This window comes from Aeromonas sp. MaB10011B (assembly GCF_017939325.1).
In the GTDB taxonomy this organism is placed as follows: Bacteria; Pseudomonadota; Gammaproteobacteria; order Enterobacterales; family Aeromonadaceae; genus Aeromonas; species Aeromonas caviae.
Genome location: NZ_JAGKRK010000075.1, coordinates 78663 through 92888, shown reverse-complemented (window position 1 = coordinate 92888; position 14226 = coordinate 78663). Strand labels below are relative to the sequence as shown.

15 protein-coding genes and 1 tRNA gene are annotated in these 14226 nt (G+C 59.6%); 6 read left to right on the top strand and 10 right to left on the bottom strand.

What is annotated here, in order from left to right:
• The first annotated feature begins 785 nt into the window (after nucleotides 1-785).
• The 5 genes from J9893_RS16555 (at nucleotide 786) to J9893_RS16535 (ending at nucleotide 5166) form a co-directional block, all read left to right on the top strand.
• The gene (locus J9893_RS16555; RefSeq protein WP_210601693.1) at nucleotides 786-1091 is read left to right on the top strand and encodes a PTS sugar transporter subunit IIB; all 306 of its coding nucleotides are present in this window, start codon (nucleotides 786-788) and stop codon (nucleotides 1089-1091) included.
• Between the two features lie 27 nt (nucleotides 1092-1118).
• Entirely contained in the window at nucleotides 1119-2471 is a 1353-nt protein-coding gene (locus J9893_RS16550) for a PTS cellobiose transporter subunit IIC (protein ID WP_010673338.1), read from the top strand.
• Nucleotides 2472-2528: 57 nt separating this feature from the next.
• Nucleotides 2529-3908 carry a glycoside hydrolase family 1 protein gene (locus J9893_RS16545; protein WP_210601694.1) on the top strand — a complete coding sequence of 460 codons (1380 nt, stop codon included), beginning with the start codon at nucleotides 2529-2531 and terminating at the stop codon, nucleotides 3906-3908.
• Nucleotides 3909-3918: 10 nt separating this feature from the next.
• On the top strand, nucleotides 3919-4230 hold the full coding sequence (locus J9893_RS16540; RefSeq protein ID WP_010673336.1) for a PTS lactose/cellobiose transporter subunit IIA: 312 nt from the start codon (nucleotides 3919-3921) through the stop codon (nucleotides 4228-4230).
• Nucleotides 4231-4470: 240 nt separating this feature from the next.
• On the top strand, nucleotides 4471-5166 hold the full coding sequence (locus J9893_RS16535) for a family 16 glycosylhydrolase (RefSeq protein ID WP_080560416.1): 696 nt from the start codon (nucleotides 4471-4473) through the stop codon (nucleotides 5164-5166).
• A gap of 94 nt (nucleotides 5167-5260) precedes the next feature.
• Here J9893_RS16535 and J9893_RS16530 read toward each other — a convergent pair.
• Nucleotides 5261-5348 (bottom strand) — tRNA-Ser (locus J9893_RS16530).
• 198 nt (nucleotides 5349-5546) lie between these two features.
• On the opposite strand from J9893_RS16530, the gene J9893_RS16525 reads away from it, so the two are divergent.
• Entirely contained in the window at nucleotides 5547-6296 is a 750-nt protein-coding gene (locus J9893_RS16525; RefSeq protein ID WP_039041345.1) for a DsbA family protein, read from the top strand.
• Between the two features lie 174 nt (nucleotides 6297-6470).
• Here the strand turns inward: J9893_RS16525 and galE are convergent, their stop codons facing one another.
• From galE to J9893_RS16480, 9 genes are all read right to left on the bottom strand, one after another.
• Complete coding sequence (galE, locus tag J9893_RS16520) at nucleotides 6471-7496, bottom strand: UDP-glucose 4-epimerase GalE (RefSeq protein WP_049637027.1); 1026 nt, start codon at nucleotides 7494-7496, stop codon at nucleotides 6471-6473.
• Between the two features lie 84 nt (nucleotides 7497-7580).
• A complete protein-coding gene (locus J9893_RS16515) occupies nucleotides 7581-8600 on the bottom strand; it encodes a hybrid-cluster NAD(P)-dependent oxidoreductase (protein WP_049637026.1) in 1020 nt (339 codons plus the stop codon).
• Nucleotides 8601-8700: 100 nt separating this feature from the next.
• On the bottom strand, nucleotides 8701-10350 hold the full coding sequence (hcp, locus tag J9893_RS16510; RefSeq protein WP_109112613.1) for a hydroxylamine reductase: 1650 nt from the start codon (nucleotides 10348-10350) through the stop codon (nucleotides 8701-8703).
• Nucleotides 10351-10586: 236 nt separating this feature from the next.
• Nucleotides 10587-11054, bottom strand: coding sequence for a Dps family protein (locus J9893_RS16505; RefSeq protein WP_210601695.1), 468 nt, complete (start codon nucleotides 11052-11054; stop codon nucleotides 10587-10589).
• Between the two features lie 131 nt (nucleotides 11055-11185).
• A complete protein-coding gene (locus tag J9893_RS16500) occupies nucleotides 11186-11728 on the bottom strand; it encodes a DUF3833 domain-containing protein (RefSeq protein ID WP_103244407.1) in 543 nt (180 codons plus the stop codon).
• A gap of 11 nt (nucleotides 11729-11739) precedes the next feature.
• Nucleotides 11740-12282, bottom strand: coding sequence for a chalcone isomerase family protein (locus J9893_RS16495; protein WP_210601696.1), 543 nt, complete (start codon nucleotides 12280-12282; stop codon nucleotides 11740-11742).
• On the bottom strand, nucleotides 12239-12457 hold the full coding sequence (locus J9893_RS16490; RefSeq protein WP_010673326.1) for a TIGR02450 family Trp-rich protein: 219 nt from the start codon (nucleotides 12455-12457) through the stop codon (nucleotides 12239-12241). The genes J9893_RS16495 and J9893_RS16490 overlap by 44 nt, the downstream gene beginning before the upstream one ends.
• Nucleotides 12454-12933 (bottom strand): DUF2878 domain-containing protein, encoded by a 480-nt coding sequence (locus J9893_RS16485; RefSeq protein WP_210601697.1) that lies wholly within the window; start codon nucleotides 12931-12933, stop codon nucleotides 12454-12456. Before J9893_RS16485 ends, J9893_RS16490 begins: the two co-directional genes overlap by 4 nt.
• Before the next feature lie 2 nt (nucleotides 12934-12935).
• On the bottom strand, nucleotides 12936-14192 hold the full coding sequence (locus J9893_RS16480) for a cyclopropane-fatty-acyl-phospholipid synthase family protein (protein WP_210601698.1): 1257 nt from the start codon (nucleotides 14190-14192) through the stop codon (nucleotides 12936-12938).
• Between the last annotated feature and the right edge of the window lie 34 nt (nucleotides 14193-14226).

Sequence of the window (14226 nt, the reverse complement as noted above, 5' to 3'; positions counted from 1 at the left end):
ACCTTGCCCAGGACAGCTCCCGCACCGGTCGCCACCCTCCGCTTTACGTTTCCCTTTTCCCTTTTCCCTTTTCCGTCATCATTCAGAGGCTGACGGCAGCAGAACCCTCTCTTATCGATCATTTCATTGCATCTGACCGCACCTTCGCAACCCTGCCTTTTACATGTCCGTCTCTTGGCCACCTTATTTGCGCATCCACTTGATCCCTCATTTGCCATCAGATCTGCTGACGCCATCTGGGCATCACCCGCTCCCCGCCTCTTCTACAGTGCCCCGCGCGCGAAGAAGGCGGGAAAGCAGGATACCCGGCTCCTGAATCGGGTTTCGTGACCCTCAGCGAGAACCACAAGGCAACCCCAGGCTGAGCCCGCAATCTGAGCAAGACACTGTACAGAGCCCCTGAGCCGACACCATGACCCCCTGCCACCAGGGGGTGAAGGAGCACGGCGATGGGCTCGGTTACCCGGGGTTGCTGGCATGGTCGCCGGATCGACACCATGCCGAAAGCGCCCCCTGCATCATGCAGGGGTCCAGGAGCAGCATGAAAACCACGACAGATTTGAAATCGATATTTCAAAATACCAAGTCGAATAAACATGGCGTAAATCACATCATAAAAACAATTACAACCAACTGATAGATAACGATATTTTATTTTGTATACCTTATATCAAATATCCATCAAGTGATCGCGATCACAATTACATAACCCGATTTGTGAAATCGATTTCCCACTTTGTTGCATCGATCTATAGTGAGCCCAGCTTAATAACTGAGGAATGATCATGAAAAAAATCATGTTGTGCTGCTCTGCCGGGATGTCCACCAGCCTGCTGGTGAAAAAAATGCTGGTAGAAGCCGAAAAACGGGGCCTGGCTGCCGAGATCAAGGCTTTTGGCGCATCGGAGTTCGATGACCAGATGCCCCATTACCAGGTGGTCTTGCTGGGACCGCAGATCAAGTACATGCAACCGGAGTTGCAAGCCAAGGCGGCGGCTCTCGGCATCAAGGTACAACCTATCGACATGATGGATTACGGCATGCAGCGCGGCGACAAGGTGCTGGACTACGCCCTCTCCCTGATTGGTTAAGCGTGCTCACAAGGAAGGACACACACTATGAGTTCACTCTATGGGATGCTGGTCAAGTTGATCGAACAACGGATCGGCCCATTGGCAGGAAAACTGGGCCAGCAACGCTATGTTCTGGCCATCCGTGACGGTTTTATTGCCGCGCTGCCGTTCATGATCGTCGGCAGCTTCATGCTGGTCTTCATTTTTCCACCCATCTCCAGCGAAACCACCTGGGGCTTTGCCAGAGCCTGGCTCGATTTTTCCAACACCTATCGTGCCGAACTCATGTTGCCCTTCAACATGAGCATGGGGCTGATGACGGTCTTCATTTCGGTGGGCGTCGCATCTAGCCTGGCCAAACAATACTCCCTGGACCCCATCACCACGGGCCTGCTGTCGCTGATGTCGTTCATGCTGGTGGCGGCGCAATATAAAGACGGCACCATCTCCACCCAGTATTTCTCCGGTCAGGGCATCTTTACCGCTCTCATTTGTGCCATCTATTCGACCGAGGTCTATGCCTGGCTCAAGCGCAACAACATCACCATACGTCTGCCCGAGCAGGTCCCGATGGGGGTCGCGCGCTCCTTCGAGGTGCTGATCCCGGTCCTGGCGATTATCCTGACCCTGCACCCCTTCAACATGCTGCTGCAGGAAACCACAGGCATGATCCTGCCCGAGGCGATCATGTCCATGCTCAAACCGCTGGTAGCGGCTTCCGACAGCCTGCCTGCCGTCTTGCTGGCGGTGCTGTTGTGCCAGATCCTCTGGTTTGCCGGCATCCACGGCACCATGATCGTCACCGGCATCATGAACCCCTTCTGGATGGCAAACCTGGCCAGCAACCAGGCCGCATTGGCCGCCGGCCAAGCCATTCCCCACACCTTCCTGCCCGGTTTCTGGGATCACTTCCTGTTTATCGGCGGCGTGGGCTCCACCTTGCCACTGGCATTCCTGCTGATGCGCAGCCGTGCCGTGCACCTGCGCACCATAGGGCGAATGGGCGTGGTCCCCGGGTTCTTCAACATCAACGAGCCGATCCTGTTTGGTGCTCCCATCATCATGAACCCGGTCTTCTTCCTGCCCTTCATCCTGGTGCCGGTGATCAACGCCATCCTGGCCTGGTTCGCGGTGGATCTGGGTCTGGTTGAGAAGGTCGTGATGCTGACCGCATGGACCACGCCGGCCCCCATCGGCGCCTCCTGGGCGACCAACTGGGCCTTCAGTCCGGTCATCATGTGCTTCATCTGCATGGGGATCTCCGCCCTGATGTATTACCCCTTCGTGCGGGCTTACGAGCGCACCCTGCTCAAGCAGGAAGCCGAGACGGCTGAAGCGGAAGAAGCCGCCAGATCAGAAAAAGCAGACACAATCACACCGATTCAGAGTCAGGCGTAAGCGCCAGGCGTGCGGGCGCCACGCCGCCTGCACGCCGGTCATCAAGAGGAAACTGCAATGCAATATACATTCCCCGAAGGCTTCTGGTGGGGTAGCGCCTCGTCGGCCGCACAATCGGAAGGAGCTGCCAATGTGGGCGGCAAGGCACCGACCATCTGGGATCACTGGTTCGAGACGGAGCCACACCGTTTCCATGGTCAGGTTGGCCCGGCCAACACCTCCACCTTCTACGATCGTTATCGTGAAGACATCGCATTGATGGAACAGATTGGCCACAACAGCTTCCGCACATCCATCTCCTGGGCCCGGTTGCTGCCGGATGGCCACACCGTCAACCAGGAGGCCGTCGACTTCTACAACAAGGTTATCGATGAGCTACTGGCCAAGGGGATCAAACCCTTCATCGGCCTGTTCCACTTCGACATGCCGATGTACTGGCAGGAGCAGGGGGGCTGGGAGAGCCGCGAAACCGTGGCGGCTTATGCCGAGTACGCAGCGCTCTGCTTCAAACTGTTCGGTGATCGCGTCGCCTGCTGGATGACCTTCAATGAACCCGTTGTGGTAGTGGAAGGAGGGTATCTGTATGACTTCCATTACCCGAACCAGATGGACTTCAAACGGGCAGCCCAGGTGGCCTATCACATGATGCTGGCCCACAGTCTGGCGGTGAAGCGTTATCGCACACTCTCCCTGCCCGGCCAGATCGGCATCGTCCTGAACCTGACCCCCTCCTATCCGCGCTCTTCAAACCCGGCAGACTTGAAGGCCTCGTTCATTGCCGACCTGTTCTTCAACCGCGCCTTCCTCGATCCTGCGGTGAAGGGGGTTTATCCCCAGGAGCTGATCGATATCCTGCGCGAGCACGATCAGATGCCCGTGGTGCAAAGCGGCGACTGCGAACTGCTGGCCGCCGGCAAGATCGATCTGCTCGGCATCAACTACTACCAGCCGCGGCGAGTGAAGGCACGCATGACGGCCATCAACCCGGACTCCCCTTTCCTGCCTGACTGGTTCTTCGAGAATTACGAGATGCCAGGCCGCAAAATGAACCCTTATCGCGGCTGGGAAATATATGAGCGCGGTATTTATGACATATTGATCAACCTGCGCGACAACTATGGAAATATCCCAAGCTATATCTCCGAAAATGGTATGGGTATCGAAGGGGAACACAGATTTATTGGTGAAGATGGTCAGGTAAAAGACGATTATCGTATCGACTTCATTCGCGGCCACCTCCAATGGATTCATACCGCCATTGCCGAAGGAAGTAATTGCCGTGGTTATCACCTGTGGACCTTTATTGACAACTGGTCCTGGATGAATGCCTACAAGAACCGTTATGGATTCATCAGCCTTGATTTGGAAAGCCAGCAGCGCACCGTCAAGAAAAGTGGTGAATGGTTCGCCAACGTCTCTCGTAATAATGGATTTTAAGGAGTCATAAATGATGGATCTTGAAGAAGCAGTCATGGGCATCATCGTCAATGCCGGCCAATCTCGCAGTCTCTGTTTCGAAGCCCTGCGTCAGGCTCGTGCTGGCCAGTTCAGCGAAGCGGATGCCTTGCTGCTCCAGGCCACCGACGCGGGGAAGGCTGCCCATGCCGTACAAACCAAACTGATTGAAGCCGATGAGGGCGAAGGCAAGACCAAGATGACACTGGTCATGGTACATGCCCAGGATCACCTGATGACCTCCATTCTGTGCCGCGAACTGGCCACCGAACTGGTCGAGATCTATCGCCGCCAAGCCAGCTGATTTTAACTCATCGGATCGGGAGTCCGTGCTTTTGCCACCGTTATATACGGTGGCTTTTTTTATTCTGGTTATACCAGCCAGCCGTCATGTCTTTCATACCTTTTTCAGGCAATTTCAAAAATATGAAACTGTCATGACGCGATACCAGTATAAGTTTCAACATCTGTTTATGGCTATTCTGGTGCTGCTTGTAGTCATCAATAAAACACTCATTAATAAACACACAGGAATGTGGATAATATGCGTAAACTTGGACTGATGTCAGTATTGCTGATGGCGGGAGGATTATATTCCACTCAGGCATCGGCATGGTGGTGGAGCAATCAGGATTGGCAGGTCTCTGATGGTTGGCGCAATGGCGGGTCAGAATTCGACTGCACCTGGCGCGCCGCCAACGTCTGGATGGAGTCCGGCACGGCCATCCTCCATGCGAAATCCGACAAAGGAAACAAGAGCTGCGCTGAGCTGCGAACCTACAACTACACCCGCAAGGGTCGTTATGAGGTGCAGATGCAGGCAGGATCGGTGCCTGGCACCATCAGCTCCTTCTTTACCTATACCGGAGATGCAGGCACCAGCTCTCACTATGAAGTCGACATCGAGCTGATGGGAGGCACAAACCTGCTCCATACCAACGTCTGGATCCAGGGGCGTCAGTATCCTCAGGACATCGACCTGGGCAAGTACGGTATCTCCATCTGGAACATGGAGCGCTACGCCTTCAACATCGACGAGGCGGGAGTCACCTGGCAGGTCTTCAGCCGCACCCAGAACAAATGGGTGAGCGTGCGCCGCGAGAGCCGCCCCGTCACCAGCTGGATGCAGACGTTTGTGAATAACTGGATCAGCGCCAACCCGAGCTTCCCGCCCAGCTCCTACAACGGCCAGCCCGTCTACGCCAAATACAAGTACGCCAATGTGACGCCCTGGGAGTGATCGCGATGGTCAACTAAATCCGGGCACACGGCGGCATACCCAAAACCGAAGACACAAAAAAGCCCAACTGAATAAATCAGTTGGGCTATATGGATGGCGGAGGAGGTGGGATTTGAACCCACGGATGGTCGCCCATCGCCGGTTTTCAAGACCGGTGCATTCAGCCGCTCTGCCACCCCTCCGCAGCAGTGCGACGCATATTACCCATGCCCCCAGCCCTTGTAAATCCCCACTCCGTTTGTTTGCCCATTTATTGGGCTATCTGGCGCACAAAACCGGCAAAACCACTGCAAACCGTGCTTTTTCAAGCGGATGGCTTGACTTGAAAACAGACTCACCCACTATAGGGGCCACTACCACATCCCCAGCAAGATGGACTTATGAGAATCAAACATGCCCTGTTCGCCGCCCTGACCGGCGCGACCCTGCTTGCGGCGCCCGTGCAGGCGAGCGAGCTGACCAAGAGCGATGTCGAGCAGATCGTGCGCGACTATCTGGTCAAGAATCCGGAGATCCTGGTCGAGATGTCCAACGCCCTGCGTGCCAAGCAGGAGAGCCAGCAGGCCGAGAACGACAAGACGCTGATAGAAGCCCATGCCAAGCAGCTCTTCGCCAACCAGGATCCCGAGAGCGGCAATCCCAAGGGCAGCCTGACGGTGGTGGAGTTCTTCGACTACAACTGCGGCTACTGCAAGCGCGCTCATCCCCTCATTCAGCAACTGCTCTCTGAGGACAAGGAGATCCGCTACATCTACAAGCAGTTCCCCATCCTGAGCGAAACTTCCTACTACGCCGCCCGCGCGGCGCTGGCGGTGAAGCTCGGCCAGCCCGACAAATACCAGGCCTTCCACGACAAGCTGTACGCCCATCAGGGACCCCTCTCCGACGAAGCCCAGGTGAAAGACGTCGCCAGGGCCGCCGGCGTGGACTGGAGCAAGGTCGAGGCGAAGATCAAGGACGGCAGCATCGATCAGAATCTGGGTACCAACCGGGCGCTGGCCGAAGCCATGGCCATTTCCGGTACCCCGGCCTTTATCATCGGCGATCAGATCCTGCGCGGCGCACCGCGGGATCTGGCCAGCCTCAAGGCTATCATCAAGGATGTCCGCGCCGGCAAGAGCATTCAGTAACCCGCGCCTTGTTCATGAAAAAACGCCCCGGCATGCCGGGGCGTTTTGCTATTCAGGCTGCAAACCATCAGGCCTGATGGGCCGTCGCAAGAAGCTGTCAGCAAGGCGAAGAGCAGCGCTGGGACCCGAGTTGATATGAATAAATGAGGCTCCCGAGCAACGCATGACCCGTGATCACGGCTTCGCAGCAGGGCCATAACCGTTCGGATTCTGGCTTTGCCAGCGCCAGGTATCGATCATCATCTGCTCCAGACCCCGCTCAGCCTGCCAGCCCAGCTCGTCACGGGCCAGAGCCGGTTCAGCCCAGCACTCGGCAATATCGCCGGGGCGACGGGGCTTGATCTGGTAGGGAATGGCACGGCCACTGGCTGCCTCGAACGCCTTGACCATCTCCAGCACGGAATAGCCCTGACCGGTGCCAAGGTTATAGGTGAAGACGCCGGTATCACTCTTGATGCGGGCCAATGCTTTGAGGTGACCGATGGCGAGATCCACCACGTGGATATAGTCGCGCACCCCGGTGCCGTCCGGCGTCGGGTAGTCGTTGCCAAAGACCCCCAGCTCCTTGAGCTTGCCCACGCCGACCTGACTGATGTAAGGCAGCAGGTTGTTGGGGATGCCGTTGGGATCTTCACCGATGAGGCCGCTCTCGTGAGCCCCCACCGGGTTGAAGTAGCGCAGCAGCACGATGGCCCAGCGAGGATCGGATTTGGAGAGGTCACGCAGGATCTCTTCGACCATCAGCTTGGAGCGGCCATAGGGGTTGGTGGCGCTGGTGGGGAAATCTTCCCGCAGGGGTACCGAGGCCGGATCCCCATAGACGGTGGCCGAGGAGCTGAACACCAGCCGGAACACGCCGGCCCTGGCCATCTCTTCGCACAGCACCAGGGTGCCGGTCACGTTGTTCTGATAGTAGGTGAGCGGGATCTGGCCGGATTCCCCCACCGCCTTGAGGCCGGCGAAGTGGATCACGGATGCTATCTTGTGTTCGGCAAACAGCCGTTGCAGGCAGGCTCTGTCCAGAATGTCCCCTTCCACGAAGGTGACCGGCTTGCCGGTGATCCGCTCTACCCGCTTGAGAGACTCGGGGGAAGCGTTGGAGAGGTTGTCCAGTACTACGACCTGCTGCCCGACGTTCAAGAGTTCAACCAGGGTATGGGAGCCGATATAGCCGGCGCCCCCTGTGACCAGAATTGTCATTTTGTATCCCGTGTTCGACTGAAACTGGAGCTGAGTCTACCCGCCCGGCCCCGTTGCGAAAAGAGCGGGATGCTCATGGCCCCCTCAATAGTCGACGCTGACATCCCCGCTGGCGGTGCAGGAACAGGCCAGCGCCACCCCGTTCTCGAGATCTTGCGCGCTCAAGGTCATCACGCTCTGGCGCTCGATTTCGCCTTCCGTGGTGCAGCGACAGGCGCCGCACACCCCGGCGCGGCAAGCGGCCATCATGGTTTCCCCCGCCCCCTCCAGCGCCGCCAGCAGGGTCTGGCCAGGCAGTATCTTCACCTTCTTGCCGCTCTTTTTGAGGGTCAGCCAGAAGTGGTCGCTATCGGCCGCAACTGGCGCCGCACCCGATGTAACAGCAGGCAGGCCGAACGACTCCTGATGCAACTGCGCTGCCGGCAATCCCAGCTCCGCCAGCATGGTGCAGACTGCGGTCATGTAGGGGGCAGGCCCGCACAGATAGACATGGCGGCTCAAGAGATCCGGCGCCAATTCCTTGAGCATCCCCGGTGTGAGCCGGCCAACCCAGGGATGAGCCGTTGGCGCCTCTTCCCCTACTTTCTCCAGCACTAAAGCATGGCGCACACCGGCATGAGCCTCAGCCAGCGAAGCCAGTTCCCTTGCGAAGATCACATCCCCGGGGGTTCTGGCGCTGTGAATAAAGCGGATGTCTGCATCCGGCCGTTCGGCCAGCTCGTCCCGCAGCATGGCCCACATGGGGGTGATGCCGGAGCCGGCGCTGAGCAGCAGCGGCCGCTCGCAGGGGAGCGCGGTCAGGTGAAAATCGCCGAAGGGGCCGTCTACCCGGATCTCGTCCCCCACTTGCAGGCTCTGATGCAGATGGTGAGAGACCAGCCCCACATCCTTGATGGTGACCTGCCAGAAAGGATCCTGCGGGCTGGAGGAGAGGGTGTAGGCGCGGCAGTGGGGCTGGCCGTCAATCATCGTGTGCAGGGTGACGCACTGGCCAGCCAGCACGGAGGGCAGGTCGCCAGCCAGGGGTTCAAATTGCCAGCTCGCCACGTCGTGGGTCTCTGCCCGGCGGGCTATACAGCGCAGGCTCAAAGAGGTGGAGGTCATCGCAAGGCTCCTCTTGCTCGGAAATAGCGTTGAAAAAAGGCGAGCCATCAGGCTCGCCAAAGGCTTACAACATGCTGAGCGTGTAAGGCTGTATCTTTGCTCAGGCCGCCAGGATCTCGGCGAGATCCGCGTCTGCCGTGGTGGTTCCTTTCAGGCCGAACTGCTCCTCCAGCACCTTGAGCAGGGCCGGGGTGAGGAAGGCCGGGGCGGTCGGGCCGGTGCGGATGTCCTTCACACCGAGCGCCAGCAGGGTGAGCAAAATGACGATGGCTTTTTGCTCGAACCAGGAGAGCACCAGGGTCAGGGGCAGATCGTTGACGCCGCACTCGAACGCGTCGGCGAGCGCCAGCGCCAGCTGGATGGCGGAGTAGGCATCGTTGCACTGACCCACGTCCAGCAGACGGGGAATGCCGCCGATGTCGCCGAAGTCGAGCTTGTTGAACTTGTACTTGCCGCAGCCCAGGGTCAGCAGCAGGCTGTCCTGCGGGATCGCCTTGGCAAACTCGGTGTAGTAGGCGCGCTCGGCACGGTCACCGTCACATCCCCCCACCAGGAAGAAGTGGCTGATTTCGCCAGCCTTGACCTTGTCGATCACCGCAGGAGCGGCCTGCATCAGGGCGTTGCGGGCAAAACCGATGGTGATGAAGTGCTCGAGCTCAACGTGCTTGAAGCCTTCCAGCGCTTGCGCCTTGGCGATAACGGCGGAGAAATCTTCCCCTTCCAGGTGGGTCACACCGGGCCAGCCGACGATAGAGCGGGTGAAGATGCGATCCGAGTAGTTGCCCACGTTCGGGTCGATGATGCAGTTGGAGGTCATCACCACGGCGCCCGGGAAGTTGGCAAACTCCTTCTGCTGGTTCTGCCAGGCGGAGCCATAGTTACCCACCAGGTGCGGGTACTGCTTGAAGAAGGGGTAGGCCAGGGCCGGCAGCATCTCGCCGTGGGTGTAGACCTTGATGCCAGTGCCCCTGGTCTGCTCCAGGATGAGCTTGAGATCCACCATGTCGTGGCCGGAGACCAGGATGCACTTGCCCGGTACCGGAGTGACGCGTACCTGGGTCGGCTCGGGGTGGCCGAAGGCGGTGGTTTCACCGAGATCCAGCATCTCCATGATCTTGAAGTTCAGCAGGCCAATATCCATGGCGCACTTGAACAGGAGATCCAGATCGCAGGGATCCGTGCCGAGCCAGCTCATGATGCGATGGAATTCGGCGGCGACCCCGGCATCCTGCTGATCCAGCACCCGGGCGTGTTCCATGTAGGCGGCGGCGCCCTTGAGGCCGTAGAGGCAGAGCAGGCGCAGCCCCATGATGTCTTCGTTGACCTCGTTCTTGCCCCGGTTGACCGCGGTCTGCGGCGCCTGGGCAAGCTGGGCCAGCAGATCGGCACCCGGTTCGAAGCTGGCCGCGGCGGGCAGCGTGTCGGCCTGCACCGCCAGCGGTGCCAGCTTGGCGGCCAGTTGCTGGCGATAGGCCAGCGCCTGGTTGACGTAGGCGACGATGCGAGCGGAGTCGAAGTTGACGTTGGTGAGGGTGGCAAAGAACGCCTTGGGCACGAAAGCGTCTATTTCGCTGTCGACGATGCCGTGCTCGCGGGCCGCCAGGGCCCAGGCGCTGAGCCCTTGCAGGGTATAGATCAGCACATCCTGCAGATCAGAAGTTTCAGCCGTCTTGCCGCACATGCCTTGTGCATAGGCGCAGCCGTTGCCTGCCGGGGTACGAATAGTCTGTTCACATTGCACACAAAACATCATGTCTCTCCTAATTGGACATTTCAGTTATCTGTTTTGTGGCGATTCTATTCCGCTCCTGGAAAACTTAATAGGCATTCAATTTACCAATTAACATTTCATTGATGCAGATCAAATAGAAAAAAGCCGCCCAAATCGGGCGGCAAGCGGGTGGGAAATCAAGGAGAGACAACTCGGGTTTGCAACAACAGGGGCAATGATACGGGCCGGGGCATGGGCAGCCGGCCCCAGGTTCATCAGGCCAGATAGGCGCGCAGCATCCAGACCAGTTTCTCCTGCTGCTGCACATAGTCGGAGAGGATGGACGCAGTCCCTTCATCACCGGCATCGGCGGCCTGACCCAGGATGCGGCGCTGGGCAACCAGCAGTTCGCGGAAGCTCGCCAGCAGGGATTCCACGCAGGCACGACCGTCATGCAACCCCTTCTGCTCGGGGATGGCGGACACCTGGATGTAGTCGCTGAAGCTGTGCAGGGGCACCCCATCCAGGGTCAGAATGCGTTCGGCCAGGGCATCGACTTTCAGCAGCAGGTCGTTGTAGATCTCTTCGAATTTCAGGTGCAGCTCGAAGAACTGGTTGCCGCGGATGTTCCAGTGGAAGCCACGGACGTTCATGTAGAGGATCTGGTAGCTGGCCAGCAGCTTGTTGAGCTCGGCGGCCAGGGCTTGTGATTGAACGGTATCAAGACCAATGGAGCTCTTCATGATTCACCTCCAGGTGGTAAGCATTATCGGGAACGGAGTCAGCTTATCCAGAAGAAGACTCAAAGGACAATCGTCCGTGCCTTGCCGATCCATAGCCAATGGCTATCGTCGGCAAAAAAATGCACCGGCTTTCATTGCTCAAGCCGTTCGATATAGAGGATCACCTCGCCGAGATGAATACCGAACTTGCTGATCTTCGCGCGGTTGATCAGGCGGTCGTCGTCCAGCAGATACATCCAGTCATCAAAGCTCACCCTCACCACGCTCTCATCCGGCAGAGCCAGATCGAGTTGATAACGCCAATTGAGGGCAAAGCCCGCTGTCTTGCCTACCGCCTCCCCCACCACGTCTGAAGCCGTGCCGCGCCAGTGGCCATCCGCCCCCTTGCTCAAGAACCAGGTGCGGGTCTGCCGACGGCCATCATCAAAGTAGAACTGCTCGAACAGCTCCCCCTTGCCCTCTCGCCAGTGCCCCTGCATCTCGACCCGAAAGCGACTGGTCACTTCGCCGCTGCGGTCCGTCACCAGGCCATGGGCCACCAGCTTGCCATTGAAGAAACGGGCGAGATCCCAACCCGGCCGGGAGCCGCGATAATCGTCAAGACCCGCGCCGCAACCAGAGAGCCACAGCAGGGGCAGCAACCAGGCAAGACGCCACCAAGAAGAGAACTTCATGGAATACTCCATCAGGATTGGCCGCGCAGGCGGCGGGTCAGAGCGGGATCCCGGCTGTCGTCAGTCAGCCAGATAGCAAGAAACGCGGGGGCGAAGGCGGGATCATCGAGAGAGCCAAGGAGGCGATCTCGCAACCAGAAGTGGCCCGTGCCTTGCTTGTCCACATAAAAAACCAGCTTGTCGCCGGGGGCGACATCCGGCCAGAGCGTGGCCAGTCGAGCCAGCCAGCGTTGGCGCTCACTCTCGCTGCCAAGGCCGAGCCGCTGCCACTCGGCGGCGGTCGCCTCCAGCAAATCCTGGCGCTCGATGGCCCTCGCGTAGGTAATGCTGAGGGCCTGCGGGTAGCGCCCCGGCTGATAGCGGCCGCTCTCGCTGTAGAGGGTGGCGTCATAGAGCTTGAACCAGAGCCAGCGCATCTCCCCCTGTCCCACGGTACGCAGCCCCTGCCAGGGGGCGGCAACGCTCTGGGCGGTCGCAAACAGTGGCAGGCTCAAGGCCGCCAGCAGCAGGCTAGTTCCACCCCATGTGCCAACGGGCGGGATCCTCCAGTTCATGCCAGTCCATCTCCTGTTCCTGCAGGGTGTTGATATCCTGCATCACCACGCTTGCCAGATGCCCCTGGGCATCGCGCTGGCAGGCCACCACCAGGTAGAAACGCTCGGCCAGCTCGCACTGGCCATCCCTGGTCCACTTGGAAAACAACAAGGTGTCGGTCGAAAAGGTGTTCATCTCGTCTCACCCTCCAGCTTGACCGTTACCCACAGGAGTACGGGTAACCACCACATCCAGATCACCGCCAGCAGCACTGTGCTTGTCCAGATGCCCCAGGGTAAGTTTACTGCCCCCATGGCGGCCCCCGCCATATAGGAGGAGGCGCCCCCCACCATGCCGAACAGCCCCTGTTGCCAGCGCGGCAAGGGGCGAAGCCAGGGAAGGCCGTGGGAGAGGGTCAGGGCGAAACCGCACCAGAGCAGCAACAGCCAGAGCGGAAAACCGGACGGAAAGTGAAACAGGCCGAGGCGCCAGAGCAGGATGTCGAGCAGGCAGCCTGCCAGGGCGACCGGGATGAGGCGCCAGTCCTGCCCGCGGCGGGGGGAGAAGATGAAATGGAGCAGCAGCATCCCGAGCAGCGGGCCCGGTTGCTGCCATGTCACCGCCAGCAACCAGTAGAGGTTGAATCCCAGCAGGTGGGCCCACTGCCACATGATCAGCGACCGCTTGCCGGCAAGTCCCCGGACCAGCCATGGGGCCCCGGCTTGGCGGCCTCCAGTTGTACCAGGCTGATGGCCCGCTCCCAGAATCCCCCTTCACAGTAGGCGAAGTAGAAGTGCCAGAGCCGGATGAAATCCTGGCTGTAACCGAGTTTGGGCAGCTCCGGGGCCAGCGTCAGGAAGCGTTCGCACCAGTGGGCCAGGGTACGGGCATAGTGGTGGCCGTGATCGTGCAGCCGTACCAGCTGCATGTCGGTCTCCCGCGCCAGCAGACCCGCCATCTGGGAGACGCAGGGCAGGCAGCCTCCCGGGAAGATGTAGCGCTGGATGAAGTCCACCCCGCGCAGATACTGGGCGTGGCGCTGATCGGCGATGGTGATGGCCTGGATCAGCAGGCGTCCGCCGGGCTTGAGCAGGCGCGACAACTGGCGGAAATAGTCGGGCAGGAAGGCGTGCCCCACCGCCTCGATCATCTCGATGGAGACCAGCTTGTCATAGCGTCCCTCCAGCTTGCGGTAATCCTCCAGCAGCAAGGTGATGCGATCCCCCAGCCCCTCCCGCTCGATCCACGCCTTGGCATAGTCGTGCTGGGCCCGGGAGATGGTAGTGGTGGTGACCCGGCAGCCGTAGTGACGGGCCGCATAGACGGCAAGACCGCCCCAGCCGGTGCCTATCTCCAGCAGATGGTCGTCCGGCCCAAGCTCAAGCCGCTCGCAGATGGTGCGCAGCTTGGCCTGCTGCCCCTCCTCCAGGGTGGCATCCGGGTGGGGATAGATGGCGCTCGAATACTGCATGTGGCTGTCGAGAAAGCCCTGATAGAGGGTGTTGCCAAGGTCATAGTGGGCGGCGATGTTGGCACGCGAACCGGTCAGGGTATTGCGATTGAACCAGTGGCGCACCTTGTTGAACGGGAAGCTGAGCCAGCCGAGGCGCCGTTCCAGGGCGTCGAGCAGCGGCAGATTGCGGGCCAGCAAGCGCACCAGTGCCACCGGCTCCGGGCTGGTCCAGAGACCCTCCACCCAGGTCTCTCCTGCGGCGATGCTCCCCCCCAGCAGCAGGCGGCGATAAAACGCCGGATCCTGCACCACCAGCTCGGCAGGCAGGTCGCTGCCCGCCTTGCCGAAACGGTGGCACTCGCTGCCGTCGTGGAGCACCAGCTGGCCCTGCTCAAGGCGCGCCAGCAATTTGAGCAGCAGTTGCTTGGCCCCCTTGTCGATGAAAGAGGCAGAGAGGGTTGATTGAGCAAGTTCCATTAGCGGCTCTCCGAATGGGTCAAGAGTGGGGTCG

Excerpts from the sequence above, each read along its gene's own strand:
- J9893_RS16555 (WP_210601693.1), top strand. The coding sequence starts at position 786 with ATGAAAAAAATCATGTTGTGCTGCTCTGCCGGGATGTCCACCAGCCTG.
- J9893_RS16550 (WP_010673338.1), top strand. The coding sequence starts at position 1,119 with ATGAGTTCACTCTATGGGATGCTGGTCAAGTTGATCGAACAACGGATC.
- J9893_RS16545 (WP_210601694.1), top strand. The coding sequence starts at position 2,529 with ATGCAATATACATTCCCCGAAGGCTTCTGGTGGGGTAGCGCCTCGTCG.
- J9893_RS16540 (WP_010673336.1), top strand. The coding sequence starts at position 3,919 with ATGATGGATCTTGAAGAAGCAGTCATGGGCATCATCGTCAATGCCGGC.
- J9893_RS16535 (WP_080560416.1), top strand. The coding sequence starts at position 4,471 with ATGCGTAAACTTGGACTGATGTCAGTATTGCTGATGGCGGGAGGATTA.
- J9893_RS16525 (WP_039041345.1), top strand. The coding sequence starts at position 5,547 with ATGAGAATCAAACATGCCCTGTTCGCCGCCCTGACCGGCGCGACCCTG.
- galE (WP_049637027.1), bottom strand. The coding sequence starts at position 7,496 with ATGACAATTCTGGTCACAGGGGGCGCCGGCTATATCGGCTCCCATACC.
- J9893_RS16515 (WP_049637026.1), bottom strand. The coding sequence starts at position 8,600 with ATGACCTCCACCTCTTTGAGCCTGCGCTGTATAGCCCGCCGGGCAGAG.
- hcp (WP_109112613.1), bottom strand. The coding sequence starts at position 10,350 with ATGTTTTGTGTGCAATGTGAACAGACTATTCGTACCCCGGCAGGCAAC.
- J9893_RS16505 (WP_210601695.1), bottom strand. The coding sequence starts at position 11,054 with ATGAAGAGCTCCATTGGTCTTGATACCGTTCAATCACAAGCCCTGGCC.
- J9893_RS16500 (WP_103244407.1), bottom strand. The coding sequence starts at position 11,728 with ATGAAGTTCTCTTCTTGGTGGCGTCTTGCCTGGTTGCTGCCCCTGCTG.
- J9893_RS16495 (WP_210601696.1), bottom strand. The coding sequence starts at position 12,282 with ATGAACTGGAGGATCCCGCCCGTTGGCACATGGGGTGGAACTAGCCTG.
- J9893_RS16490 (WP_010673326.1), bottom strand. The coding sequence starts at position 12,457 with ATGAACACCTTTTCGACCGACACCTTGTTGTTTTCCAAGTGGACCAGG.
- J9893_RS16485 (WP_210601697.1), bottom strand. The coding sequence starts at position 12,933 with ATGTGGCAGTGGGCCCACCTGCTGGGATTCAACCTCTACTGGTTGCTG.
- J9893_RS16480 (WP_210601698.1), bottom strand. The coding sequence starts at position 14,192 with ATGGAACTTGCTCAATCAACCCTCTCTGCCTCTTTCATCGACAAGGGG.